This window comes from Maribacter sp., from assembly GCF_039974175.1.
GTDB lineage: Bacteria > Bacteroidota > Bacteroidia > Flavobacteriales > Flavobacteriaceae > Maribacter_C.
On the sequence record NZ_JBDWJN010000009.1, the window covers coordinates 104995 to 130891 of the forward strand.

General features: G+C 39.3%; 24 protein-coding genes. 9 read left to right on the forward strand and 15 right to left on the reverse strand.

Features of this window, described 5'->3' with window-relative positions; all coding sequences use genetic code 11:
* Window positions 1-174: 174 nt before the first annotated feature.
* Both ABJN95_RS06925 and ABJN95_RS06930 read left to right on the forward strand, forming a co-directional pair.
* Window positions 175-1848 (forward strand): sulfatase, encoded by a 1674-nt coding sequence (locus tag ABJN95_RS06925; RefSeq protein ID WP_348369612.1) that lies wholly within the window; start codon window positions 175-177, stop codon window positions 1846-1848.
* A 236-nt stretch (window positions 1849-2084) separates the two neighbouring features.
* The gene (locus ABJN95_RS06930; RefSeq protein WP_348369614.1) at window positions 2085-3713 is read left to right on the forward strand and encodes a SulP family inorganic anion transporter; all 1629 of its coding nucleotides are present in this window, start codon (window positions 2085-2087) and stop codon (window positions 3711-3713) included.
* 6 nt (window positions 3714-3719) lie between these two features.
* On the opposite strand, the gene ABJN95_RS06935 is transcribed toward ABJN95_RS06930, so the two are convergent.
* From ABJN95_RS06935 to ABJN95_RS06970, 8 genes are all read right to left on the reverse strand, one after another.
* Window positions 3720-3854 (reverse strand): hypothetical protein, encoded by a 135-nt coding sequence (locus ABJN95_RS06935; protein WP_348369616.1) that lies wholly within the window; start codon window positions 3852-3854, stop codon window positions 3720-3722.
* A 122-nt stretch (window positions 3855-3976) separates the two neighbouring features.
* Entirely contained in the window at window positions 3977-5050 is a 1074-nt protein-coding gene (locus ABJN95_RS06940; RefSeq protein ID WP_348369618.1) for a serine hydrolase, read from the reverse strand.
* Window positions 5051-5119: 69 nt separating this feature from the next.
* Window positions 5120-5923, reverse strand: a complete 804-nt coding sequence (locus tag ABJN95_RS06945; RefSeq protein WP_348369620.1) for a helix-turn-helix transcriptional regulator — start codon at window positions 5921-5923, stop codon at window positions 5120-5122.
* Between the two features lie 175 nt (window positions 5924-6098).
* Window positions 6099-6461, reverse strand: coding sequence for a hypothetical protein (locus ABJN95_RS06950; RefSeq protein ID WP_348369622.1), 363 nt, complete (start codon window positions 6459-6461; stop codon window positions 6099-6101).
* 172 nt (window positions 6462-6633) lie between these two features.
* The gene (locus ABJN95_RS06955; protein ID WP_348369624.1) at window positions 6634-7113 is read right to left on the reverse strand and encodes a cytochrome c; all 480 of its coding nucleotides are present in this window, start codon (window positions 7111-7113) and stop codon (window positions 6634-6636) included.
* Between the two features lie 74 nt (window positions 7114-7187).
* On the reverse strand, window positions 7188-8150 hold the full coding sequence (locus tag ABJN95_RS06960; protein WP_348369626.1) for an alpha/beta fold hydrolase: 963 nt from the start codon (window positions 8148-8150) through the stop codon (window positions 7188-7190).
* Window positions 8150-9154, reverse strand: coding sequence for a bestrophin family ion channel (locus ABJN95_RS06965; protein WP_348369628.1), 1005 nt, complete (start codon window positions 9152-9154; stop codon window positions 8150-8152). The genes ABJN95_RS06960 and ABJN95_RS06965 overlap by 1 nt, the downstream gene beginning before the upstream one ends.
* Window positions 9155-9179: 25 nt before the next feature.
* On the reverse strand, window positions 9180-10154 hold the full coding sequence (locus ABJN95_RS06970; RefSeq protein WP_348369630.1) for a nitronate monooxygenase family protein: 975 nt from the start codon (window positions 10152-10154) through the stop codon (window positions 9180-9182).
* A gap of 222 nt (window positions 10155-10376) precedes the next feature.
* Here ABJN95_RS06970 and ABJN95_RS06975 point away from each other — a divergent pair, with 222 nt between their 5' ends.
* Window positions 10377-11585 carry a DUF763 domain-containing protein gene (locus tag ABJN95_RS06975; RefSeq protein WP_348369632.1) on the forward strand — a complete coding sequence of 403 codons (1209 nt, stop codon included), beginning with the start codon at window positions 10377-10379 and terminating at the stop codon, window positions 11583-11585.
* A 27-nt stretch (window positions 11586-11612) separates the two neighbouring features.
* On the opposite strand, the gene ABJN95_RS06980 is transcribed toward ABJN95_RS06975, so the two are convergent.
* The 5 genes from ABJN95_RS06980 to ABJN95_RS07000 all read right to left on the reverse strand — a co-directional run bounded on the left by ABJN95_RS06980 (window position 11613) and on the right by ABJN95_RS07000 (window position 14531).
* Window positions 11613-12518, reverse strand: coding sequence for a DMT family transporter (locus tag ABJN95_RS06980; protein ID WP_348369634.1), 906 nt, complete (start codon window positions 12516-12518; stop codon window positions 11613-11615).
* Window positions 12515-12868: an ArsC/Spx/MgsR family protein gene (locus ABJN95_RS06985; RefSeq protein WP_348369636.1), complete on the reverse strand. Its 354-nt coding sequence runs from the start codon at window positions 12866-12868 to the stop codon at window positions 12515-12517. The genes ABJN95_RS06980 and ABJN95_RS06985 overlap by 4 nt, the downstream gene beginning before the upstream one ends.
* 69 nt (window positions 12869-12937) lie before the next feature.
* A complete protein-coding gene (locus ABJN95_RS06990) occupies window positions 12938-13279 on the reverse strand; it encodes a hypothetical protein (protein WP_348369638.1) in 342 nt (113 codons plus the stop codon).
* 49 nt (window positions 13280-13328) lie between these two features.
* A complete protein-coding gene (locus ABJN95_RS06995; protein ID WP_348369640.1) occupies window positions 13329-14024 on the reverse strand; it encodes an aspartate/glutamate racemase family protein in 696 nt (231 codons plus the stop codon).
* Window positions 14025-14237: 213 nt separating this feature from the next.
* Entirely contained in the window at window positions 14238-14531 is a 294-nt protein-coding gene (locus ABJN95_RS07000; RefSeq protein ID WP_348369642.1) for a metalloregulator ArsR/SmtB family transcription factor, read from the reverse strand.
* 68 nt (window positions 14532-14599) lie between these two features.
* Here ABJN95_RS07000 and ABJN95_RS07005 point away from each other — a divergent pair, with 68 nt between their 5' ends.
* On the forward strand, window positions 14600-15061 hold the full coding sequence (locus ABJN95_RS07005; RefSeq protein WP_348369644.1) for a DinB family protein: 462 nt from the start codon (window positions 14600-14602) through the stop codon (window positions 15059-15061).
* A gap of 11 nt (window positions 15062-15072) precedes the next feature.
* Here ABJN95_RS07005 and ABJN95_RS07010 read toward each other — a convergent pair whose 3' ends face one another.
* Window positions 15073-15810, reverse strand: coding sequence for a DUF3298 domain-containing protein (locus ABJN95_RS07010; RefSeq protein ID WP_348369645.1), 738 nt, complete (start codon window positions 15808-15810; stop codon window positions 15073-15075).
* Between the two features lie 76 nt (window positions 15811-15886).
* On the opposite strand from ABJN95_RS07010, the gene ABJN95_RS07015 reads away from it, so the two are divergent.
* The 4 genes from ABJN95_RS07015 (at window position 15887) to ABJN95_RS07030 (ending at window position 21827) form a co-directional block, all read left to right on the forward strand.
* Window positions 15887-17041 carry a cystathionine gamma-synthase gene (locus ABJN95_RS07015; RefSeq protein ID WP_348369646.1) on the forward strand — a complete coding sequence of 385 codons (1155 nt, stop codon included), beginning with the start codon at window positions 15887-15889 and terminating at the stop codon, window positions 17039-17041.
* A 162-nt stretch (window positions 17042-17203) separates the two neighbouring features.
* Window positions 17204-18547, forward strand: coding sequence for an NADP-specific glutamate dehydrogenase (gdhA, locus tag ABJN95_RS07020; RefSeq protein ID WP_348370075.1), 1344 nt, complete (start codon window positions 17204-17206; stop codon window positions 18545-18547).
* Between the two features lie 138 nt (window positions 18548-18685).
* Window positions 18686-19405, forward strand: a complete 720-nt coding sequence (gene recO / locus ABJN95_RS07025; protein ID WP_348370076.1) for a DNA repair protein RecO — start codon at window positions 18686-18688, stop codon at window positions 19403-19405.
* Between the two features lie 7 nt (window positions 19406-19412).
* The gene (locus ABJN95_RS07030) at window positions 19413-21827 is read left to right on the forward strand and encodes a TonB-dependent receptor (RefSeq protein ID WP_348369647.1); all 2415 of its coding nucleotides are present in this window, start codon (window positions 19413-19415) and stop codon (window positions 21825-21827) included.
* 51 nt (window positions 21828-21878) lie between these two features.
* On the opposite strand, the gene ABJN95_RS07035 is transcribed toward ABJN95_RS07030, so the two are convergent.
* A complete protein-coding gene (locus ABJN95_RS07035; protein ID WP_348369648.1) occupies window positions 21879-22262 on the reverse strand; it encodes a hypothetical protein in 384 nt (127 codons plus the stop codon).
* Window positions 22263-22498: 236 nt separating this feature from the next.
* Between ABJN95_RS07035 and ileS the strand changes: the two genes are divergently transcribed.
* The gene (ileS, locus tag ABJN95_RS07040) at window positions 22499-25897 is read left to right on the forward strand and encodes an isoleucine--tRNA ligase (protein WP_348369649.1); all 3399 of its coding nucleotides are present in this window, start codon (window positions 22499-22501) and stop codon (window positions 25895-25897) included.

Consider the following 25897-nt stretch of genomic DNA (forward strand, 5'->3'; position numbering starts at 1 on the left):
GCGGTTAGGAGTTCAAGGGCATGGGAAAGGCTACGAAAATACGATTTGATTATTAAGGTCGAACATGTTTGTAAGACCCGCTACTAAGATTCTTTAGGTGTTGCCAACTTTGGTGATCTAGAACCGTCGCAACAGCCAATTTAATTCTCTGACTAAAATAACAAAGCAAGAAGAATGTTTAAAATTTCGACTTTAATTTATTTGATAGGCTTCCTGATATTGGGGTGCAAAGGAAATAATACCACCCTAGCAAAAGACAAGGTTACTGTTTCACCAGTTGAAACTAAACAGGCTGCTACTCCGAATATCATTTTTATCATGACCGACGATCATGCTGCCCAAGCCATCAGCGCTTATGGTCACGAAATTTCAGAACTGGCGCCAACACCGAATATTGACCGAATCGCCAAAAATGGGGCGCTCTTTAAAAATGCTTTTTGTACTAACGCCATCTGCGGGCCAAGCAGAGCGGTTATCCTGACAGGAAAGCACAGTCATGTAAACGGCTTTAGAATGAATGGCGAAAAGTTCGACGGTAGTCAACCTACCTTGCCAAAATATCTACAACAAAAAGGGTATAAGACTGCAATTATCGGAAAGTGGCACTTGCACGGAAACCCGACTGGATTCGATTCCTGGGATGTGTTAAATGACCAAGGCAATTATTACAATCCTGAATTTATTAAAGGCGACGATACGACAATAGTGGAAGGCTACACTACAGATGTGATTACTGAAAAGAGCCTTAATTGGTTAAAAGGAAATGCCAGTTCAGAAAAGCCATATTTTCTAATGATACATCAGAAAGCACCACATAGAAATTGGATGCCAGCCTTACGCCATGCCAACAAATATGACTCAGTAACCTTTCCCCTCCCGGAAAGCTATTTCCCGAGCTTTAATAAGCAAAAGGCTGCTATGAAGCAACAGCAGACTATTTATAAGGATATGTATGAAGGACATGATTTAAAAATGTCATTGGGTTATGGTAAAACAGATTTGGCACATAATCCGTGGGCCAATGATTTTGAACGAATGACTGCAGAGCAGCGTAGCCGATGGGATGAAGCTTACCTAACAAAAAATAATGCATTTCATAAAGCCAACCTTCAAGGTAAGGAACTTGCCATTTGGAAGGGCCAACGTTATTTGCAGGATTATTTTGCCACCATCGCCTCAGTTGATGAGGGTGTGGGGCAAATCTTGGACTATCTAGAAGCAAGCGGACTTGACAAAAATACTTTAGTCGTTTATACATCCGATCAAGGGTTTTACTTGGGAGAAAAAGGGTGGTTCGACAAACGCTTTATGTACGAAGAATCACTTAGAATACCCTTATTAATGCAGCTACCGGGAGTTATAGAACCAGCAACTAGAATTGACGTCATGGTACAAAACCTAGATTTTGCACAAACTTTTTTAGATTTTGCTGGAAGTAATGAACTTACATCAGAGATGCAAGGTCAATCTTTCAAAAAATTACTTGAAGGAACTATTACGGCTGATGATTTCAGAAATTTCATTTACTACCATTACTATGACTATCCTGCCTTCCACATGGTTAAAAAACACTTCGGTATCCGCACTGAACGCTATAAACTAATGCATTTCTATGACGATATAGATGAATGGGAATTTTATGACCTCTTGGAAGATCCGAAGGAGCTGCGCAACGCTATAGCAGATAGTGCTTATGCTAAAATAGTTTCCGAGATGCATAAGAAATTAGATAGTGTTCAAAAGCACTACCAAGTAACCGATAAAGAATTTGATAAAGCACCCAAAGAACAGATACTGAAAGCGAACAAACAGTTCAAAAAACTAAGGGGGCGGTCTTCATTTCAATAAAAATGTGAACCATAAATATGAGTTTCATCCAAAAGGATCAATGGGTCTTTTTAAACGCACCTCTTAAAGGAATAGGTATAACTCGCATGTTTTAATGAATCTAATTCGCATGAATCCTATGAGTAGCATGTATTCCTACATTTAATTATTCCAAATACAGCATTTCGAATTTTTCGCGTAAGAGATTCGCTAAGAAGACAATAAGCCGTATTTTTGCCAGCTTAATTTCGCGACCCATGAAAAAGTATCTGAACCTTTTTGATTTTAAGCAGAAAGTAGACTACAAAACAGAAATCCTTTCAGGCTTGACGGTAGCACTGGCCTTAGTACCCGAGGCTATTGCTTTTGCATTGATTCCCGGGTTTTCACCCCTTACAGGATTATATGCTGCTTTTGTTTTGGCCTTGGTAACTTCGATACTCGGAGGCCGACCAGGAATGATTTCAGGAGCAACCGGAGCGGTTGCCGTAATTTTTGTGGGATTGATCCTCGAACTAAAGCGCAATTTTCCAGGAATAGAACCAGAAACGATTTTGAATTACGTTTTTGCCACGGTTATCATTGCTGGTGTGCTGCAAATAGGGGCCGGACTCTTGCGATTAGGGAAGTTTATTCGCTTGGTGCCCCACCCTGTGATGTTCGGATTTGTAAACGGTTTGGCCATTATTATTTTTATGGCGCAGTTTCCTAATTTTTACCAAAAAGGAACGGATACCTTATTGAGTACAACTCCTTTTATGATTATGCTTGGATTGACGCTATTGACCATGCTTATCATCTGGGGACTTCCTAAATTAACCAAAGCTGTTCCCTCTTCTTTGGTAGCTATTGTAGTGGTTTCTGCAATTGTAATTGGGTTCGGAGTAGATACCTTGACCGTTGCAGATACCATGAACGCTGGAGAATCTATAAAGGGAGGATTTCCGCCAATATCCATCCCACAGATTCCATATACCCTAGAATCACTTTGGATAATTCTTCCCTATGCGGCAATTGTTGCTGGAGTGGGATTAATCGAGAGTTTGCTGACGTTGAATATCATCGATGAGATTACCGAAACCAGAGGTAGTGGCAACAAGGAATGCGTGGCGCAAGGTACTGCAAATATCTTGTCAGGATTCTTGTCGGGTATGGGTGGTTGCGCTATGATAGGGCAGAGTTTGATTAATACTTCTTCTGGTGCTCGTGCACGCTTATCAGGAATTACAGCAGCCGTTATGCTACTCGTTTTTATCATGTTCGGTTCAAGTTTAATCGAGCGTTTGCCTATGGCAGCCCTTGTTGGCTTGATGTTTATGGTCGCCATAGGAACTTTTGAGTGGGCAAGTTTTAAAACTTTTAGAAAAATGCCCAACTCCGATGTTATTGTGATGGTCTTGGTTACGTTGATAACGGCTATCACTCACAACCTGGCGATTGCCGTTTTATTGGGTGTTATCATTTCAGCACTGGCGTATTCTTGGGAAAACGCCAAGCGCATTCGGGCCAGAAAGTATGTTGATGAGAATGGCGTAAAACACTACGAAATTTATGGTCCTTTGTTCTTTGGCTCAACTACTGCCTTCGCTGAGAAGTTTGATATACAAAACGATCCTGAAGAAGTCATTATCGATTTTCAAGAAAGTCGTGTGGCCGATATGTCAGGCATCGAGGCGTTGAATAAATTGACGGAACGCTATGCGAAAGCTAAGAAGAAAATCCATTTAAAACATTTAAGTAAAGATTGTATTCGGCTACTTAAAAATGCGGATGAAATTATAGATGTCAATGTGCTTGAAGATCCTACCTATAAGGTAGTTGCAGATAAGGTGAAAAAGGATGGAGAATCTGAAATTACAAGGCCCTTTAATATTTGGGAATTATAGTCTTAGTTACGATTTCTTTTTGGAACCACTATAACCGCCTCCCCATCCAACCCAGTATCGTAACGAAATTCGTTTTAGAAATCTGTCATTTTTATTCTCTATTTGATCCTTGTTTCGCAACGTAATCTGTACATCTTTCATAATAGACTGAGTTTTAGGTCTGTTTATTATAAAGACGTTGAGCTCGCTGGAAAGAGGATAAAATTTTGTTAAAATTTTGTCTGGGGATGTTAATTTTAATAAAGCACCCGCGATTTCACAACTTACTTCTGAAATACAGGGATAATGTATTTATTTAAAAGCTCATCAGTGTAGTTATGTGCATTTCTATTGTTGTAATTCGTTGCCGTAAGAACCACAGTTAGATTAAGGTCAGGGAAGGCCATTACCTTATTTCCTCCGTTGCCGGCCATTGCGTAGCATTGCACTCCCTTATCTTTTCCATATTTTCGAAGCCAGAATAAATAACCATAATCCATATCTGGCCATGCATTCACCTTTGGAGCGGTCGCTTTTTGAAGCCACTTGGAAGAAATAAGTTGCTCACCATTCCATGTACCGTTTTGAAGACACATCTGGATAATTTTTAGAAAATCACGACTTCGATATTCACTGCCGCCAGCAGTATTCAATGTGCCAGTTGGTGTATAATGGAGTTTATAATCTATGATTTCTAAGGGTTCTAATAGATTCTTTTTTAAAAATTCGTCGACTTTACCTCCAATTGCCGACTGCACTATCTCAGCAACTGCAGCAGATCCGGCCGAACAATAACTCATTGCCCTGCCGTAGGGTAGCTCCTGCGGCTTCGGTCCAAATGGGTATGATTTTACGGGTAGATCGACCAAAAACTTTGCCCAGTCTTCTATAATATACATGCGCTCCTCATTGCCTCTAGAAAAGCTGTTATTATCATCACACTCCAAAATAGAACTCATAGTTAGCAAATCTTCTATGGTAATATCTTCCTTGCGCGGATCAGGGTTTTGGACGGGCATTTTATGTTTTAAATAGGTGAAGACTTTATCTTTTTCAGTTTTTATATACCCTTTATCAATAGCAATTCCGGTAACTAAAGTAGCAATGGTTTTGGTAGCCGAACGGGTGTTATGTTTTGAATTCTTATCAGCATCATTATAGTACTTTTCGAAAAGCAACTTTCCGTCTTTGGCGATAAGAATACTGGTGATGTTCTCGTAGGTTCCTTTTTCAACTTCTGCATCCATATCTGTAAGCAGTGTATTGGATATCGGGTTCTCCAAAGAGAAATCTAGCTGCGCAGAGCTACTATGTGCTACAAAAAAAAGAAATAATAGTATGTTGATGGTTTTGTACATGATTGTTTCGTTTTATGATGATGTCAAATGTAAACCAAAGAAAATCTGCAAAATAGAACGAAATTAACATTACAAAAGCAATCTAAAATCCTTGGGCTTAGCCCCGAGGTATAATTTAAAGGTTCTAGTAAAGTGGCTTTGATCGGCGAATCCGCATAAATAGGCTATTTCACCTAGAGATTTGCTGGAATCAAAAAGAAGAGGTAGTGCTTTTTGGATTTTTTGTTGACGCATGTAGCTTCCTAAGGTCGTTGAAAAATACTTGGGAATGGCTCTTGAAATATGAACAGGATGAACACCCAGTTCATCAGAAAGAAATTGAAGGTTTAAGATTTCAATAGTATCATCATGCAAAATTTCCTTGAGCCTAGAAACCCATGAAGGCATGTTGAAATGCTTTGACTGCTGTGACAATTGAGAAGTTTCGCAAAGTTGCAGTAAAAGCAGATCAATGGAAACCGCAGCGTATTGATCCTGACATTTGAATTCGTAGTAAATTTTGCCTAAAAGATGATGCATTGCTGGGTTTACAATGCGTTGGCTTCCTTCCCAAAGATCAACATCTAGTTTCTTTTGATCATACCAGTTCCTTTCAAACTCTATATGAAAACCCCTTGCAAACTCAGAGGCTTTAGCATTATAATGCGTTTCGTTCCAATTGTGAAGTAATAAACTACCGGCAGGGCAATTCGTTTTTCCTTTTCTATTTATGTCATAAAGATTCCCCTCAATTATATACATGAAATAGGGGTTTTCGTGATAGTGCCAATCGGTTTGAGGTATTCGATAATCATATTCCGACAGCACAACTCCTTTATTATCGAGCTCAAGTTTTTTTTCTCCGTAGTACTTTCCTTTAGTCAGTATTTTCATGCACTGGTTTTATCGAATGACACTAATTGTAAGAGATAATTTCGTGTTTTTTATTGCAATGTTTGTTCGCCGCTTTATCAATGGCCCCTGAATGGCGTCTTATTTTTTAAACGTTTTACCCACTAAAGTGTTACTTGGCAACGAAACTTTTCTCTATGATATCGAAGCCAGGCTTTTATTTTGATATACCTTCTTGCTTAAGAATAGCAAACGTTTTATTCTTGCCATGAAAGGTATGCAAAATGCCTTGATGCTTGATTCCTAAAAAACTAGCGTTGAACTTCGAGGCCTTTGAATTTATGAAATTGAATTCAGTTGCTGCTATAGGCTCAAAATTAAGATTTGAATTCTTGCAAATAATTGTATTTCGCAATGCATCTTGATAAAGTTTTAAATACTCCCGAAGTTCAAGATTTCCATTTACCCATGAAATCGAAATAAGACCATTGGAATCAAAACCATCTTTTTCGACTGAGGCATAATAACCCGAGCCGTCAACATCCTCTTCATTATTGCTATTATAGCCGACCAGACTCATGAAAGAAACCCCGTTTTTCTCAAATTTAAATTCAAGAGTTTCCTGTTTGCATGAGAGGATGGTAATTTAGGTTATAATGCAAACGATGCGGATCTTCATATAGTGGTCTTAAAAATAATGCCGCAATACTTGACTCAAGATTGCGGCATATTTGATATTGTTCACTAAGTCGTTACAGCGTACGCAAATATTCAGCTACGGCTTTGGTTTCATCCTCGGAAAGATTCTGATTCAACATAATCGCGTTATTGTACTCTTTCAATAGCGCTTTTGCTATAGGGTCTTCTTTTAGCATGCCATCGGGGTTGGCAATCATGTTCATTACCCATGCTGGACTCCTTCTTTCATAGACACCTTTTAAAGCGGGACCTATCATGCGTTGCTCTGCCATATGACAAGCGGTACAAATAGCACTGAATTTTGCTTCGCCTGCAGCGGCCAATTCTGTGTCAATTTCCTCAGAAAAAGTAACATCTTCAAATGGACCCACCCCATCATTATCCATATCTACCGGTACTCCCTCGGTCGTAGTTTCTGCTTTGACCTCTTTTTTGGTTCGGTTCATTTCAAAACCGTCTTTTTTTTCTTCTTTTTTTTCGCCACAGCTGGCAATCATTGCGCCAATCGCCAATATGCTTACTAATTTTTTCATTTATGATGAATTTTATGCTGCACCATATGCAACATCTATTACGATTAAGCCACTAAGATAAGGAATAGCTAAAATTAATGTACTTCCTCAAAGAATTTTATCACTCTTTTCTCATTGTACGTGATATTCTTTGAACCATAATAGCCTACATGACCACCATATTTTGAAATTTCCAAGAAGAGATTATCGTTTTGTTCAGCTTCCTTGACTGGGAAGCATTCGGGACCCAAAAAAGAATCATTCCTAGCGTTTAGGATCAAAGCTGGAGTATTGATTTCTGGTAAAAATTGTAGACAACTACACTGTTCGTAATAATCCAATGCATCTTTAAAACCATGTGCGCGACTTGTATAGATGTCGTCAAAATCTTTGAGGGTAATCACCTTTTTGATATCCGCATCCGATATTTTTTCAGGGAATAGTTTTTGTTTCTGCTTCAATTTTTCCACCAAATTCTTTTTAAATCTGATAGCGTAAGGAATATTTTTTGATTTCAACAATTCCTTGCACGAACTGTACAAACTGCAAGGAACCGAAACGGCCATACCGGCTTTGACTTCTTTCGGGATGGCTCTGTCTTCGCCTAAATATTTCAAGGTCAGATTTCCACCTAGACTAAAACCCTTTATAAATATTGCGACATGACTTTTGTTTGCAAGTATATGTTGAATGACGGCATCCAAGTCTTCAGTTGCTCCTGAATGATAAGACCGATACAATCGATTGGATTCTCCACTACATGTTCGAAGATTGATGGCACATACATCATATCCATTTCGATTGAGTTGTTGGGCACTTCCAACGATATAAGCACGTTGGGCATTGCCTTCTAGACCATGAATAAGAATGACTACCTTTTGTGTCGGAGTTTTTGAAAAGCTCCAATCGAGATCTATAAAATCTCCGTCGGCCAATTCGATTCTTTCCCGTTTTTGATCAAAATCAGCTATTTTTCTCCATATTCCGGCATAAATTGTGGAAAAATGCCCGTTTTTGAATAAAAATGGCGGATTATAAGAGGAAGTGGTAATGGGCATTAATAAAGAATATTATCCTGTGGTTTAATCTTTTCGGGCAAGTTTCCTTCGTTTAACATGTCTCGCAAATCAATTTCAATAGTTCGACATAGTGCAGTCATAGGCACATCATTGATTCGACCTTCAAAAGGGTCTTCACTATTGCTTCCCACTTTTTCCATGGTGACAAAAATCCATGAAAGGAGAACTGAAAATGGAATCATAAGGGTAAGAAAGACTTCTTGCTGTGCTAAGGAGCGTATTTCCTTGAATTCAGACTCAAAAACAGATAGCAGTCCAAATGGAAGTAACAACACAAATATCCATGTAAATACGGTGCTAAAATAGGCATATTGCCTGGGGAAAGGTGTGTTTTTGATGCGTTCACATCTTCCTTGTAAATTGTAAAGTTCTTCTAAATTGCCATGAAAAACCTGTTTGTCAAATTCTGATATCTTTCCATCACTCAAAAGTTGTTTGAGGTGTTGTCCTTGATTCTTAATTAAATGCGTCGCCACATTTTTTCGATTTTCTAAATCTGCATCCTCCTCCGGACTTAAAAAAGCATCTAATCCTGCACAGACAGGATTCCGTTCTCCATGGCGATCAAATAATTTTTCTACTGCTCTATTTTCCTTGATGGAGAAACTTGACGGCTGTCGCAGCTGCACGCGCAAAGCATTGATCCATGCCAGATGCCGGTATATCAAAATACGCTGTATTTCCTTATCGTCATTTACGAAACTTAATACGTTGTTTGCCCATGTTCTAGAATAGTTGACAATACCACCCCATATTTTTCTTCCTTCCCAAAAACGATCGTAACTCTGGCTGTTCTTAAATCCTATATAAAAAGCCACTGCAATACCAATTACACTCAAGGGTTGGAAGGGTATATCAATGTGCTTCCATCCCAAGAAATAGTATGCAGAAAAAATAGTAGCCGCATAGAGGGTAAAAAACACAAGGTTTTTCCAAGCGAATCTAAGAATAACACTCCAACTGATATTTCTTTTTACATACATTAGTTACGGGGTATGCATTTAAAGATTATTTCGGATAGATCTCTAAAACTTTAATCTGTTCTTCCACTGCAGATTTAAACTCAGCTTTCAACGAATCAACCAACGCAGTAACAGGAACAGAGTCTTCGATCAGCGCTGAACCTTGACCTGCTGACCAAATGGTTTTCCAAGCCTTTGCTTCGGTATCGAGTTCTTTTCCAAAGTCAATCTTCGTATCTTTTTTCAGGTCTTCTTCTGTAAGTCCGGCAGCCTTCAGGCTTGCTCCTAAGAAATTGGCATGTACCCCTGAGATAGCAGCAGTATAGACCACATCACTTGCCCCGGCATCAACAATCATTTTCTTATATTCTTCGGGAGCTTTGCCTTCATCTGTATTAATAAAACGGGTGCCCATATAGGCTAAATCAGCACCCATTTGTAAGGCTGAAGCGATATCACGACCTGTACTAATACATCCGGAAAGAATGATGGTTTTATGAAAGAATTTCTTGATTTCAGCAACTAAGGTCATCGGGTTGATGGTGCCAGCATGACCACCTGCACCAGCAGCTACTAAAATTAATCCATCGACTCCAGCTTCTGCTGCTTTTTCTGCATGTCGTTTTTTGATGATATCGTGAAAAACCAATCCGCCATAACTATGAATGGCGTCTACTACCATCGATACTGCCCCCAGAGAGGTAATAATAATGGGTACTTGATGTTTGACACACAATTTAATATCGGCTTCCAATCTAGGATTGGTGGGATGCACAATGAGATTTACCCCAAAAGGAGCTGCCTTTTTACCCGTTTCCTCTTCAAATTTTTGAAGCTCGGTTTTGATTTCAACAAGCCATTCTTCAAAGCCTTCACTAGTTCTTTGATTAAGCGCCGGAAAGGTTCCGACGATTCCGTTTTTACAACATTCGATTACCAACTTAGGCCCTGAAATTAGAAACATTGGTGCAGCAATTGCTGGTAAGGATAGGTCTTTAATAAAGGAAGGTTTGTTGCTCATAAATACAGTTTTTGCGAATGCTAAAAATAGGAATAAAAAGTTAGGCAGATTGAGCCTGTTTTCAAAACTACGGATTTTTAAATTATTATGCACGCATAGCAAATTTTTAAACTAAGACCACCTTGATGCCTTCCTGATTATTAGAACGCAATCTGCTACCTCCATATAGGTCTCTATGGAAAAAATCCATATATTTGGATAAATTCCAAAAATAGATATTAAATGAAACGTTCAGGCACCGCTGATTTATTGTTGCACGGTGGAGCAGTGCCCCCTTGGCTCTTTAATCGTATGAAACAACTTGCCCTTCCCGTGGTAGAAGCTATTATTGAGCATAAGGGTAAAGAAGACTTTTTAGAGCGTTTGTCAGATCCATTCTGGTTTCAAAGTTTTGGCTCTGTTATTGGAATGGATTGGAATTCTTCTGGAGTAACTACGACTGTTATGAATGTGCTCAAACAGTCTTTGAATCCGGTCTCTAGATCCTTGGGGCTTTACGTATGTGGAGGTAAGGGTAAAAGTTCATTGCAAACCCCCAAGGAATTATTAGAAGTAGGATATCATACAGGGCTTGATGGTAAGTACCTAGCCAAATGCAGCAAGCTAAGTGCTAAGGTTGATAATACTGCGCTGCAAGATGGATACAGTATCTACTTACACAATTTCATTGTTAGCGATACGGGCCGATGGTCTGTAGTTCAGCAGGGCATGCACCATTCCAATGGTATGGCGCGACGGTATCATTGGCACTCTGAAAATCTAAAATCATTTGTAGAAGAACCGCATACAGCTGTTTGTGGGAAAAACCAAGGTGCAATATTAAATCTGGTTCACACAAATGCATTGCCCACTAAGCAAGGTATCCTAGCTATTGCCAAAGAACATCCTGATAAAATTTTAAAAGAACTCCCACGTCTGTTGGTCCCCGTTTATCATCATATCAAACCCAAAGATGTAGATATGAAGAGGCTAGGAAGCATTCTTTGGTTGGCCCAAGAAAATGAGACCCAAAAGTTTGAAGATTTATTGTTGCTAAAAGGCCTTGGACCAAGAACCTTGCAATCATTAACATTGGTCAGTGAGATCATTCATGGTACACCATCACGTTTTAAAGACCCAGCAAGGTTCGCCTTTGCACATGGGGGCAAAGATGCTACTCCCTTTCCGGTTCCTACCAAAGTGTATGACGAAACTATCAATACCCTTAGCGATGCAGTGCACAGAGCACGAATTGGAAATACAGATAAACTTAAAGCGCTCAAAAAGTTGACTGATTTAGCACAAAAGGCGGAACAGGGTTTTATACCTAATACGAATTTCGACGCCTTGGTAAAAAAAGAAAATGAGGAATCTCACAAATATGGCGGGCGTAGTATTTTTGGGTACGCAAAAGCACCTCAAAGGAAACAGTTGTCTCTATTTGAAATCTAAAATTGCGAATACGCTGTGAAAGTAATATTAGTTCTCGCTCTTTGCGGGTTGGGGTGCTCTTCGGCTCGCCAAATAAACGCCCAATAAAACCAAACAAGCAGCCAAAATCTTAACAGTGGTAAGGGTATCTTGACCCGTTGCCACGGCGTAAAGTATACCGATTAGAGGTTGTACATAAACAAACGCACTAACCGTTGAAGCCTTCAATTGTGTCAATGCAAAAATGTTGAAAAGGTAGGTGCAAAATGTAGTTCCGAGAATGACAAAGGCAATTTTCCAAATTGCCTCAAAAGGTAGGTCTTGCCAATGTACTGCGAGCAAATCTGAATATCCAAAAGGGAGGCAAATTAAAATTCCCAAAGAAAATAACCATTTCATAAATGTGAAGGGGTGATACTTTTCGATCAATATTTTAGCGAGAATCAAATAGGTTCCGTAGAAGAGCGCATTTAAGATAATATACATATTACCCAGTGGAACATTTGGGGCGTCTTGTCGTATTTCATTACCAAATACGATAAGCCCAAGTGCTCCAGCAAGGCCTACTAAAATGCCTATTATTTTTCGTATGGTAATTTTTTCCTTGATAAAGATTACGGATAGAATGAGCACGAATATTGGGGTTAAGGTTATAATGACAGCACTGTTGATGGGGGTAGATAGGGCCAATCCCTTAAAAAAAGCTAGCATATTGATACCCATGCCAAACACCGCACAAATTACGATGCGGCGGTAATCTTTTTTTTCGATTTTTTCATTGGGGCCTAAAAAAGATGCCAACCAAAATAAAATAGACGCCCCTATAACTCGAAGCATGACAAGTCCGTAGGGTTGTATATATTCGGGCATAACTCCTTTGGCGATCGTATGGTTCAGCGCGTAAATGGTTGTGGCACCGATGGCGGCGAGTATGGCTAGTGTACGTTTGCTCAAGAGTGAATGGCCGCTTTGGCCGCCTCTACGACCTTTTTACTATTTCCTACGAAAATTTGGTCCTTGACAAAAATAACCGGCCTTTTTAAAAACGTATAATGAGCTAAGATCAGTTTTTTGAAATCTGCTTCTGAAAGTTGTTTTTCGTGCCAGCCTTGTTGTCGAAACAAGCGTGCCCTTTTACTAAATAGCGCTTCATAGCTGCCAGTCAAGGTTTTCATTTCTTCGACTTGGTTTTCGGTCATCGCCTCAGATTTGATGTCTTGAAGTTCAAATCCTTCTAAGGGTTGAAGTTCTTTGATAATACGCTGACAGGTGTCACAGCTACTGAGATGGTATATTTTTCGCATAAATGAAGTGTGTTATTTTCGTTCTCATCTTTCGTCTTCGTTCAGGAAGGACGCTAGCGGGAAGCAATGTTAATTTTCAATGTATTCTGAAACTCCTTTTTCGTGGCCTTTGCCGAACCACTCCCAATTGAGTTTCAGCCTGAGTTTGTCATGTGTTGTTAAACTTACTTGAGCAATTGCTTTACCTGCCTTTAGTTCACCATCGTCTGTCACACATTGATAGCGCATATGCAGCACATCGTTTTCAAGTATAGCAATAATTTTTCCGTATTTGATGCCGCCACCATGATAGTCTGCAGTCACCAAACTTTCTTCCTGCTTATATTCAAAAATAGTCTTTGCAGTGGCACTCCCCTTTTCCGAATTTTCTACAAGCGAAAATAGTTTGTTATTAAAGTTGAATTTAGGCACCTTAACTTAATTTTAAGTTCCCTACAAAGAAACCCATTTACTTTTAAAATCAATCTGCAAGTGCAAAATCAATTGCCTTTTCTACATGAATTCTTGCCGTGTCGAAGGTCGGTATGGAAACGTCAGATTTGGAAATTAAAAGTGGAAGTTCGGTACAACCTAAAATTACGCCTTCGGCACCATCAACCATTAGTTTTTCAATAATTTCAATACAGCGTTGTTTAGACGCTTCAGTAAATATACCTCTTACCAGCTCCTTATAAATTATTTCGTTCAACAGTTCTCTTTCTTGCTTTTCTGGAATCAAAATTTCAAGCCCATATGCGTCTTCTAGGATTTTTGAGTAGAAGTCTTTTTCCATAGTGAACTTGGTTCCCAACAAGGCAATTTTACACAGATTTTTTTTCTTTATTTCCGCACCTGTAGCGTGGGCAATATGCAAAAAGGGAATGGAGGTAGCTTCTTTAACCCTCTCGCTAACTATGTGAATCAGATTACTGCAAATTAAGATTAATTCTGCACCTGACTGCTCAAGCTTTGAAGCTTCATTTGCTATGATATCTCCTATTCCGTCCCAGTTACCTTTGAAGGTCAATTCTTCTATTTCGGCAAAATCAACCGTGTTCAGCATGCTCTTTGCAGAATGTGACCCCCCCAAACGATCTCTGATGATTCGATTTGTATATTCATAATAAACCTTTGATGATTCCCAGCTTACGCCACCTATTAATCCTATTGTTTTCATGTCTTTATCTTTTTAAGTTCCTATTTTGTTTTTGATAATTCTTCAGCATTGCAAATCTTAAATGAATTCATAAGTTTTGTAACATACCTTGAGATTTGATCACTTTTTTTTTCTCGATTGGGATAGCACTGTGACAATACACATTCTTGATCGCTTTTCATGAGTTTTATATTTATATATCGCTAAATGTCGATATGATTTAATTAAAAAAAATTACAGATTTTGCTGTAGTGATTTGATATAGCTTTTAATGACCTCTTCATTTCTCCTGTAATAGGTCCATTTGCCATGACGGGTAGGTATAATAAGGTCAGCATTCTGCATCGATGTCAGATAGGTTGAAATGGTTGATTGTGATAAGCCAGCTTTATCTTGAATATACCCTACACAAACGCCGTCATCAAAATGATCAATATCTTGATGTGGGGGAAAGTTGGATTCAGGATCTTTCAACCACTTTAGAATACGTACTCTGGTTTGGTTTGCCAATACTTTACTAATTTCCACTATCTTCACGATTCAAAGATACTAATTATATTTAGATATCTAGAATAATAGATATATTGATTTTTTATATGACAAACCTATTAGACCTGACGCTGCAAATTCGAAAGGGTTTCTACGTTATTTTAAAGAATACGCCTCGAGCAGAATTGCTAAAGATACCAGAGGGATTTAACAACAACATTTGGTGGAATATCGCGCATGTCGCGGTGACACAACAAAGGCTGATATACGGCCTCTGTGGACTTGAATATAAAATGCCTCAGGAGTTGATGGTTAAATTCACGAAGGGAACTGTGCCAGATGGCACAGCTACAGATGGCGAAATAGAAATGGTAAAAGGATTTCTTTTCTCTACAATTGAAGCAACAATTGAGGATTATGAAAATGAACTTTTTCAAAATTTCAAAGAATACCCGACAAGTGCAGGAATTACGCTTAAAAATTTGGAGGATGCCATGGCCTTTAATCTATTTCACGAAGGGCTGCATATGGGCAGCGTTTTGGCGCTTCAAAAAGCAGTCAAATTATAGCGATCTAAAACTTAAGGCTTTTTATTCAAATATTTTTTTACTTCTCGATGTGGCAAAAGCAATTCAATTGCTCCGTCAGCATAGGAAGCTACTTCATAAGGATTGTAAAGCAGTTTTAATCCTTTTGGAGTAAACCCGATATTTTCGGGAAGATAAAAGGAGTCTTGCTCGAACATAAAACCGGTATAGTTGATAGATTTATCTTTCGGGATGTCTTCTTTTTGACGGAACATTTCTTCGGCAAAAGTGCGAAAATCTGCGACGTTTTTAAATAGCGCTGAATTGTCTAGTTCAATTCCTTTTCTCTTGTCAAAATTCAAGAATCTTTTCGAGGCGTAGCCATGTGCACCACCTGTAAAGAGATACGAATCTAGAGCAATAGTTATAAAATTGGAATCCTCATATGATATTGAACCTTCAATTGTTGCTTCCCAACCTGTAGGCTCATCATCATACAGTTGTTGCAATTCCAAATACCCATTTTTAAACGATTGTAACGCATCGTCAACAGAATTCACTTCAATTTCCTCATCAAAGGAAAGCAAGGAAATCAACTCTTCCTCTAAGGCGTTATTTATGGTTTTGGAAATTTTTGTTAGACCAAGTGCTTTCGGAATTGCGATAGATACTTCTGGACAATCAGCACAAGTTTCGTTCTCGAAAACCAAAGACTCAAATGTAAGGTTGGTTTCATTTTGGCAACCAAGGAGCAAGATAAATACCAAAATATAGTAAAGTTTAGGCTTCATTTAGGTGGTGCTAAAAATGGGGCATGATTGTATGCCTCCAAAGATAACGATACATTTGTACCAATAATTACTTCTTATGAGCGAAAAAAAGTTAAAATTCAATAGTAAGGCTATCCATGGAGGTCAAAAGCCCGATGCAGCATATGGGGCAGTGATGCCTCCTATTTACCAAACATCAACCTATGCACAAAGTACCCCAGGAGGTCACAAAGGGTATGAATATTCCCGAAGTGCAAATCCAACCCGAACGGCTTTGGAAAACGCTTTGGCAAGCATTGAGAATGGGAAGTTCGGCTTGGCCTTTGCTAGTGGTCTTGCAGCAATTGATGCGGTAATAAAGTTGTTGAATCCTGGAGATGAGGTAGTCTCCACCAACGATTTGTATGGCGGAAGCTACCGTTTGTTCCGACAGGTTTTTGAAAAGTTTGGAATCAAATTCACTTTTGTCGGCATGCAAAACGCCAGTAGTCTTGAAGAACACCTTACCGAAAATACCAAGCTGATTTGGGTAGAAACGCCGACCAATCCAATGATGAATGTCATAGATGTCAAAGCAGTTTCTCAATTGGCCAAGAAGCGCGATATCTTATTAGCAGTTGACAATACGTTTGCTACTCCATATTTGCAAGTACCTTTAGATTTAGGTGCCGATATTGTGATGCATTCTGCCACAAAGTATTTAGGGGGTCATAGTGATGTTGTGGTCGGAGCTTTGGTAGTAAACGACAAAGATTTAGCTGATAAGCTCTATTTTATTCAAAATGCAAGTGGAGCAGTATGCGGGCCTATGGATAGCTTTTTAACCTTACGCGGTATTAAAACACTGCATGTTAGAATGCAACGCCATTGCGAAAATGGGAAGGCAATAGCCGAATATTTAGCCAAGCATCCAAAAATCGAAAAAGTGTATTGGCCCGGATTTGAAGACCACCCGAACCATGATATTGCCAAAAGCCAAATGAGCGGTTTCGGGGGTATGATCTCCTTCATACCAGCAGGAAGCAGCTATGAGGATGCCATAAAAATTGTTGAGAAGCTTCAAATATTCACGCTAGCTGAATCTTTAGGTGGTGTTGAAAGTTTAGCTGGTCACCCGGCAAGTATGACGCATGCAAGTATTCCTAAGGAAGAACGTGAAAAGAGCGGTGTTGTTGATTCGCTAATCCGTTTGAGCGTTGGTATCGAAGATGAATCGGATTTGATTGCAGATTTGGAACAGGCTATAGGATAGCAAGATGGAATGCACCTTGAGTTATTTATCAAATTTTTAAAATTATAGGGGTAAAATTATAATAATAGCATAATTTTGCCGCTAAATTCTAAATTCAATAATCATTCCCTGAGCAAAGTCGAAGGGAAATAACGTATTACCTAAGAGTTTATGGACGCAAAAATGCAATCAAAAATCAATGGATTTATGGACGAGGTAAGGCTTAGAAATGGCCATGAACCTGAGTTCATTCAAGCAGTACAAGAGGTAGCGGAAACCGTTATTCCGTATATCGCCCGAAAGAAAATATATAGTGGTAAAAACATCTTACTACGAATGGTCGAACCCGAAAGGTTACTCTCTTTTAGAGTTTCTTGGGTTGATGACAAGGGAGAAATTCATGTAAACCGTGGATACAGAATTCAGATGAATTCTGCTATTGGCCCATATAAAGGGGGACTTCGTTTTCACCCTTCTGTAAATGCCAGTATTTTGAAGTTCTTGGCTTTTGAGCAAGTCTTTAAGAATAGTTTGACCACATTGCCCATGGGTGGTGGCAAAGGAGGTTCTGATTTTGATCCTAAGGGAAAGTCTGACGACGAGGTGATGCGATTTTGCCATGCTTTTATGACCGAATTAAGTCGCCATATTGGTCCGAATACCGATGTGCCTGCGGGAGATATTGGTGTGGGGGCTAGAGAAATCGGTTTTCTTTTTGGCATGTATAAAAAAATCAGAAATGAATTTACCGGGGTGTTGACCGGTAAAGGACGTTCTTGGGGAGGTTCCTTAATTCGGCCGGAAGCTACCGGTTATGGAACGGTTTATTTTGCACAAAGTATGCTTCAGACAAGAGATTTAAGTTTTGAAGGTAAAAATGTGGTGATTTCTGGTTCTGGTAACGTTGCTCAGTATGCCGCTGAAAAGGCATTGCAATTAGGGGCAAAAGTCTTAACACTTTCCGATTCTCAAGGCTATGTTGTCGATACCGATGGAATCGATGCCAAAAAATTGGCATATGTTATGGATTTGAAAAATAACAAAAGAGGTCGAATCTCAGAATACGCTAAGAAATATAAGTCGGCAAAATTTGTAAAAGGAAAAACGCCTTGGGAGGTGAAGTGTGATATAGCACTACCATGTGCTACTCAAAATGAATTGGGAGGTGCCGATGCTAAAAAGTTGTTGAAAGGAAAATGTATTTGTGTCGCTGAAGGGGCAAATATGCCATCAACACCAGAAGCGATCCATGAGTTTGAAAAGGCGAAAATATTGTTTGCCCCAGGAAAGGCTTCGAACGCGGGTGGCGTTGCAACATCCGGATTGGAAATGTCTCAAAACTCCCTACGGATAAGTTGGACCCGTGAAGAAGTTGACCAAAAATTGAAGGATATTATGGAAGATATTCATGATTCTTGTATCCAATATGGCAAAGAGAAAGATGGCTACTGTAACTATGTTAAAGGCGCGAATATCGCTGGCTTCGTAAAGGTTGCTGATGCCATGTTAGCTCAGGGAGTTATTTAAGGTTCACAAAGTAGGAATTAACAGTACAAGCTAGGGCCCATAAGTTGCAATAAACTTATGGGCTTTTTCATGAAACACCTTGTACTTCGTATTTCGTATTTTTTCAACCTATCTTTGCCAAAAAACCCAACCACCTTAATGCAAGTTACCACAAAAGCCATAGTTCTTACTTCTTTGAAGTATGGAGATACGAGTCTTATCTCTAAGGTTTTTACGGCTTCTGACGGATTGAAATCCTACCTATTAAAGGGAGTGTTGGTATCCAAAAAAGGAAAGTTGAAAACAGCCTATTTTCAGCCGCTGACTCAATTGGAAATCGTTGCCAATCATAAGAATAAAGGAAGCTTGGAACGCATTAGAGAAGCGAAGGTCAGTTATCATTATCAAACCCTACATAGTGATATTTCTAAAAGTGCTATGACGCAGTTCTTGGCAGAAATGTTGAGCAATAGTATTCACGAAGAGGAAAGTAACCAAGGCCTTTTTCAGTATCTTGAAGCCTCCCTTCAATGGCTTGATACGCATGACGAAATCTCTAATTTCCACCTTGGTTTTCTGATAAATCTAACACGTTATTTGGGTTTTTACCCAGACACTAATGCCATAAATTCACCTTGTTTCGACCTTTTGGAAGGAGCGTTTACTGATCGTCCTTCGTTGAACCCGATTTTAACAGGAGAAAATCTTAATTTTTTTAAAACCGTGTTGGGCACAAATTTTGATGAGATACATAGGATCAAAATGACTAAAACAAACCGACAAGAACTGCTAAAATCCCTAGTTCTGTATTTTGAATTGCATTTACAGGGATTTCGAAAACCCAAGTCTCTTGCCATTTTAAATGAAGTTTTTAGCTAAGGTGACTATGATGACGAGGATATTTTTTGTGCTCTTTTTTTTAGGTCTACAACTGGTTTCTGCTCAAGAAATTACGGTGCTTGATGTAGATACAAAAGAACCTATTCTCAATGTAGCTGTGTATAATCTAGATAAATCAAAAACCGCGGTTTCTGATGTTGATGGCAGCTGTGATTTGTCAATTTTTGATCGGAGCGAACGCATTACCTTTCAACATATTAGCTACGAAATCCGCAAGTCGACCAAGGCTCAAATTCAGCGACAGAAGCAAAGAATATATCTCAGATTGAAGGCTGAACAGCTAGACGAGGTGGTGATGTCGGTTTCGAAATGGGAGCAGCAAAAAAAAGATATACCAAATAAGATTGCTTCCATTGACGCCCGTGAAATAGCTTTTACGAATCCTCAAACTTCAGCTGACTTACTGCAAAATAGCGGAAAGGTTTTCGTTCAAAAAAGCCAACTTGGTGGAGGAAGTCCAATGATACGTGGCTTTGCAACTAATCGACTTTTGCTTTCGGTTGACGGTATCCGAATGAACAATGCAATTTTTCGAGGGGGAAATATTCAAAATGTAATTTCAATTGACCCTTATGCCGTTAAAAATACAGAGATAATTTTCGGCCCTGGATCGGTCATTTATGGGAGTGATGCCATAGGCGGAGTTATGAACTTTTATACGAGGAAAGCGGAGTTTTCAATAGCTGACAGTCTCTCTTTCTCTGGAAACGCAAACTACCGCTTCGCCTCTGCAAATACTGAAAATACCCTGCATTTTGATTTTAACCTGGGAAGAAAAAAATGGGCATTTTTAACCAGTGTATCTTATAATGATTTCGGTGATTTGAAGATGGGAAGAAACGGACCTGATTCGTATTTGAGAACTAACTATGTCATACGAAGAAACGGACAAGATGAATTGGTAGCGAACGATAATCCTGAAAGACAAATTCCTACAAATTACAATCAGATTAACATCTTGCAAAAAATAGCGCATCAACCCAACAAGAATTGGAATTATGATTTGGGATTGCATTATTCAGAAACATCTGATTATGCCAGATATGACCGTTTGATACGGCCTAATTCAGAAGGTACTGGTCTTCGCTCAGCTGAATGGTTTTACGGTCCGCAAAAATGGTTTATGAGTAACCTGCAAATCAATAATACAGGGAAGGGTCTGTTTTACGATGGCTTAAAGATCACCACGGCTTATCAATATTTCGAAGAAAGCAGGAATAATCGCGACTTCCAAGACCTTACTAGATATACGACCGCAGAAAAGGTTGACGCTATTTCAGCCAATGTTGATTTTGAAAACAAACGCATAGGAAACCTCAGGCTATACTACGGAACTGAATATATATTTAACAAAGTCGGTTCCAATGGGAGTCAAGAGAATATAGCAACGGATATTATTTCCGATGCGGCCTCAAGATATCCCAACGGAGCCACTTGGCAAACCGTAGCGGGCTATATAAAAGCTGAATATAAGGCCAAACCAAATTTAACACTGCTCTCCGGTCTTAGATACAGTCATGTTTGGATAGATGCTGTTTTTGATAAGACCTTTTACCCCTTTCCATTTGATAATGCCAAATTAGACAATGGGGCACTTACCGGAAGTTTTGGTCTTAGTTGGTTTCCAAAAGCCGATCTGCAAATTACGTGGAATGCTTCAACAGGTTTTCGGTCACCTAATATTGATGACATCGGCAAAGTATTTGAGTCAGAACCGGGTTCGGTAGTAGTGCCAAATCCTGACTTAGAACCAGAATATGCTTACAATACCGAATTGGGTATTCAAAAGAATTTTGCGGATAAAGTGGTGTTAAAAGGAGCGGCCTTCTATACCTATTTGGTAGATGCCCTAGTTCGTAGAGACTTTCAGTTCAATGGCCAGTCGCAAATTGAGTACAACGGTGCGCTAAGTGACGTACAGGCCATACAAAACGCCGCGAAGGCCTACGTTTACGGTTTTGAGATGGGGCTTGAGGCTTTTTTGTCAGACCATATATCAATTAACTCAAACCTAACGGTTACCGAGGGCCTTGAAGAAGAAGCAGATGGAACCGAAGCTCCTGGCAGGCATGTGGCTCCAATTTTTGGTGATTTTCACCTAATTTGGAAAAATCAAAAACTTAAGGCAGATGCCTTTGTAAACTACAATGGAAAACTCGCCTTTAAAGACCTTGCTCCATCTGAAATAAGTAAGGATTACATTTACGCGATTGATGCTGATGGAAATCCGTATTCTCCGTCATGGTATACCTTGAACTTACGTTCACAGTATGCCATTTCCAATGCATTAAAGGCTACTTTGAGTTTAGAAAACATTACCAATCAAAGGTATCGCTCGTATTCTTCTGGAATTGCTGCCCCAGGAGCGAATCTCATTTTAGGCCTTGGGTATCGTTTTTAAATAAAAAAACCCCAACTTTTAGTCGGGGTCATTTTTATGTAGCTAAAGAAATTAGTTTTTTACTTTATCCGTAACGTCTTTAGCAGCGTCTTTTGCCTTGTCAGCAGCTTCGTTAGCAGCGTCTTTGACATCTCCTGCCGCATCTTTCGCTTTGTCAATGGCATCGCCAGCAGCGTCTTTTACATCTCCTGCTGCATCTTTAGCTGCATCAACGGCATCACCAGCTTTATCCATGGCATCCTCACCCATTTCGGCAGCTGCATCAACAGCTTCACCAGCTTTATCCATGGCACCTTCAGCGGCTTCACCCACATCCTCAGCTGCTTCCTCAGCAGCTTCTGTAGCTTCTTTTGCCTTGTCAGCTGCTTCTCTGCATGATACAAATGATACAGAAAGGGCAAGCATCAAAATTGAACTTAAAATTAATTTTTTCATGTTTTTTAGTTTTAGTGTTTTATTTATAACACAAAGATATACGTATTTAGTTCTCTTTTAGATGCTATTTGTTAACATTTCAAGTCAAGTAGTAAACAAAAACGAATATTTGAAGGGCCGGCTCCAAAATAATCTTCTGGTTCAATTTCACAGTGGTTTACGATAACAGATACTAATTATATGAATCAAAATGCCTAATTTTGCAGCCTTAAATTGCAGTGTCAGAAGCGTTTCGTATGAAGTTTGCAGAATACAAAGGATTGAATTTACCTAAAGTAGCGGAAGAGGTTCTTAGCTACTGGAAAGAAAATCAAATTTTCGAGAAAAGTGTTTCCACACGTGAAGCCAAACCGAGCTATGTCTTTTATGAAGGGCCGCCATCTGCAAACGGTATGCCCGGTATTCATCATGTGATGGCCCGCACGATTAAAGACATCTTTCCGAGGTATAAGACTATGAAAGGCTTTCAGGTAAAACGAAAGGCGGGTTGGGATACCCACGGACTTCCCATAGAGCTTGGTGTGGAGAAAGAACTTGGCATCACCAAAGAGGATATTGGAAAAAAAATATCAATAGAGGAATACAATGCTGCTTGTAAAAAAGCAGTGATGCGTTATACCGATGTCTGGAATAGAATGACCCAGCAGGTTGGCTATTGGGTAGATATGGATGACCCTTATGTCACTTACAAATCTAAATACATGGAGACGGTCTGGTGGCTGTTGAAACAGATTTATGATAAGGGATTAATTTATAAAGGATACACCATTCAACCCTATTCGCCAAAAGCCGGAACAGGGCTCAGTTCACACGAATTGAACCAGCCAGGCACCTATCAAGATGTGACAGATACAACAGTAACTGCACAATTCAAGGCCATTGAAACTACATTACCCGATTTTTTGCAAAATGAAGGGGATGTCTATTTTCTAGCATGGACGACCACGCCTTGGACACTTCCCTCAAATACAGCATTGACCGTTGGCAATAGGATTGATTATACATTGGTCGAAACCTATAACCAATATACCTTCAAACCTATGAACGTGGTGTTGGCCAAAAACTTGGTTGCTAAACAGTTCGCTGGTAAATTCATTCAGGTTGAAAGCAAACCCGAATTGTTAGCCTATACCTCAGTTGATAAAAAGATACCATATTATGTTGTAAAGGAATTTAAGGGAGAGGAATTGGTCGGAACAAAGTATGAGCAGCTTATTGATTTAGCAAAACCCTACCAAAATCCGGAGAATGCCTTTCGTGTGATTGCCGGAGATTTTGTGACCACAGAAGACGGTACGGGAATAGTTCATACTGCCCCGACATTTGGAGCAGATGATGCCTTGGTAGCGAAACAGGCAGTACCCGAAGTTCCGCCGCTTTTGGTTTTAGATGAAAACAACAATCCAGTTCCCTTGGTTGACCTTCAAGGAAGGTTCAGACCTGAAATGAAGGAGTGGGCAGGCAAGTATGTCAAGAATGAATACTATGACGACGGTGAAGCGCCAGAACGCTCTATTGACGTTGAAATTGCCATTAAATTAAAGGAAGAGAATAAAGCATTTAAGGTTGAAAAATACGTGCACAGTTATCCAAACTGCTGGCGTACTGATAAGCCTATTTTATATTATCCGTTAGATTCTTGGTTTATCAAGGTCACCGATGTCAAAGACAAAATGTTCGACCTCAACCAAACCATCAATTGGAAACCCAAAGCTACCGGGGAAGGTCGTTTTGGAAATTGGCTGTCCAACGCCAATGATTGGAATTTATCTCGCTCACGTTTCTGGGGTATTCCACTTCCTATCTGGAGAACTGAAGATGGTACCGCGGAAATAATGATTGGCTCCGTAGCGGAGTTAAAAGCTGAAATGCAAAAAGCCTTGGCAGCGGGAGTTCTTGACAAAGACATCTTCGAAGATTTTGTAGTAGGTGATATGTCAGATGAGAATTATGACAAAATAGATTTACATAAAAATATCGTAGATCAAATTACCTTGGTTTCTGAATCGGGCAAACCGATGAAACGCGAAAGCGATTTGATCGATGTTTGGTTTGATAGTGGTTCTATGCCCTATGCGCAATGGCATTATCCTTTTGAGAATCAAGATTTGATTGATAAAAGAGAGACGTTTCCTGCAGACTTCATTGCTGAAGGAGTTGACCAAACCAGAGGGTGGTTTTATACGCTACATGCCATTGGAGCTATGGTATTTGATTCCGTGGCTTTTAAAAATGTGGTTTCAAATGGCCTTGTACTAGATAAGGAAGGCAAGAAAATGTCTAAACGTTTGGGTAATGCAGTCGACCCTTTTGAAACGATGAATGAACATGGGGCAGATGCTACAAGGTGGTATATGATATCAAATGCCAACCCTTGGGACAATTTAAAGTTTGATATCGATGGCATTGTAGAGGTCAAGCGTAAATTCTTTGGAACACTTTACAATACGTACTCATTCTTTGCGCTTTATGCCAATATCGACGACTTTAATTACTCGGAAGCCGATATACCTTTAGCCGAGCGCCCCGAAATTGACCGATGGATTCTTTCTGAACTGCATACGCTAATTATGAAGGTAGATGAAGCCTATGGCAATTATGAGCCTACTCGGGCTACGAGAGCCATTTCTGAATTTGTACAGGAGAATCTAAGCAATTGGTATGTACGCTTATGTAGAAGACGATTCTGGAAGGGCGATTATCAACAAGATAAAATTTCTGCATACCAAACCTTGTATACATGCTTGATAAATGTGGCGAAACTTTCCGCCCCTGTAGCGCCATTTTTCATGGAGCGCCTTTACAAAGATTTAACAAAAACCACTCAAAAAGAAACGTTTGAAAGTGTACATTTGGCGGAATTTCCGTCCTTTAATTCGGCAATGGTCGATACTGAATTAGAGGGAAAAATGCAGAAAGCACAAAGGATTTCATCATTGGTATTATCTATCCGTCAAAAGGAAAAAATTAAAGTGCGCCAGCCGTTGCAGAAAATCATGATTCCTGTTTTAGATAAAAAACAGAAACATGAAATTGAAGCGGTGGCCGATTTAATTAAGTCGGAAGTAAACGTAAAAGAAATTGAACTATTAGATGATGCTTCTGGAGTTTTAGTAAAGCGTATAAAGCCAAATTTTAAGGTTTTGGGTCCTAAATATGGCAAGAAAATGAAGCTGATAGCAGCTGAAGTAGCTAAACTTGGACAGGAAGACATCCAGAAAATCGAACAGGAGGGCGAAATATCCATCCATATAGAAAATAATAGTATTAATTTACAGTTACAAGATGTAGAGATTACTTCTCAAGATATTGAAGGTTGGTTAGTAGCTTCTTCAGGTTCGCTTACGGTGGCCTTAGACATTACTATCAATGAAGACCTAAGAAAAGAAGGTATCGCAAGAGAATTAGTAAATAGAATTCAGAATATGAGAAAAGACTCTGGATTTGAAGTAACCGACAAAATTGATATAAAGATTTTAAAAGACGGTTTTGTAGAAAAAGCAGTGACGGATAATTTGAACTATATCAAAACCGAAACCCTTACTGCGGAACTTGATTTTGAAGAAAAGTTAGATATTGGCACAGAAGTAGCCTTCGATGAAGTGAACACGAAATTATTTATTGAAAAACACTAG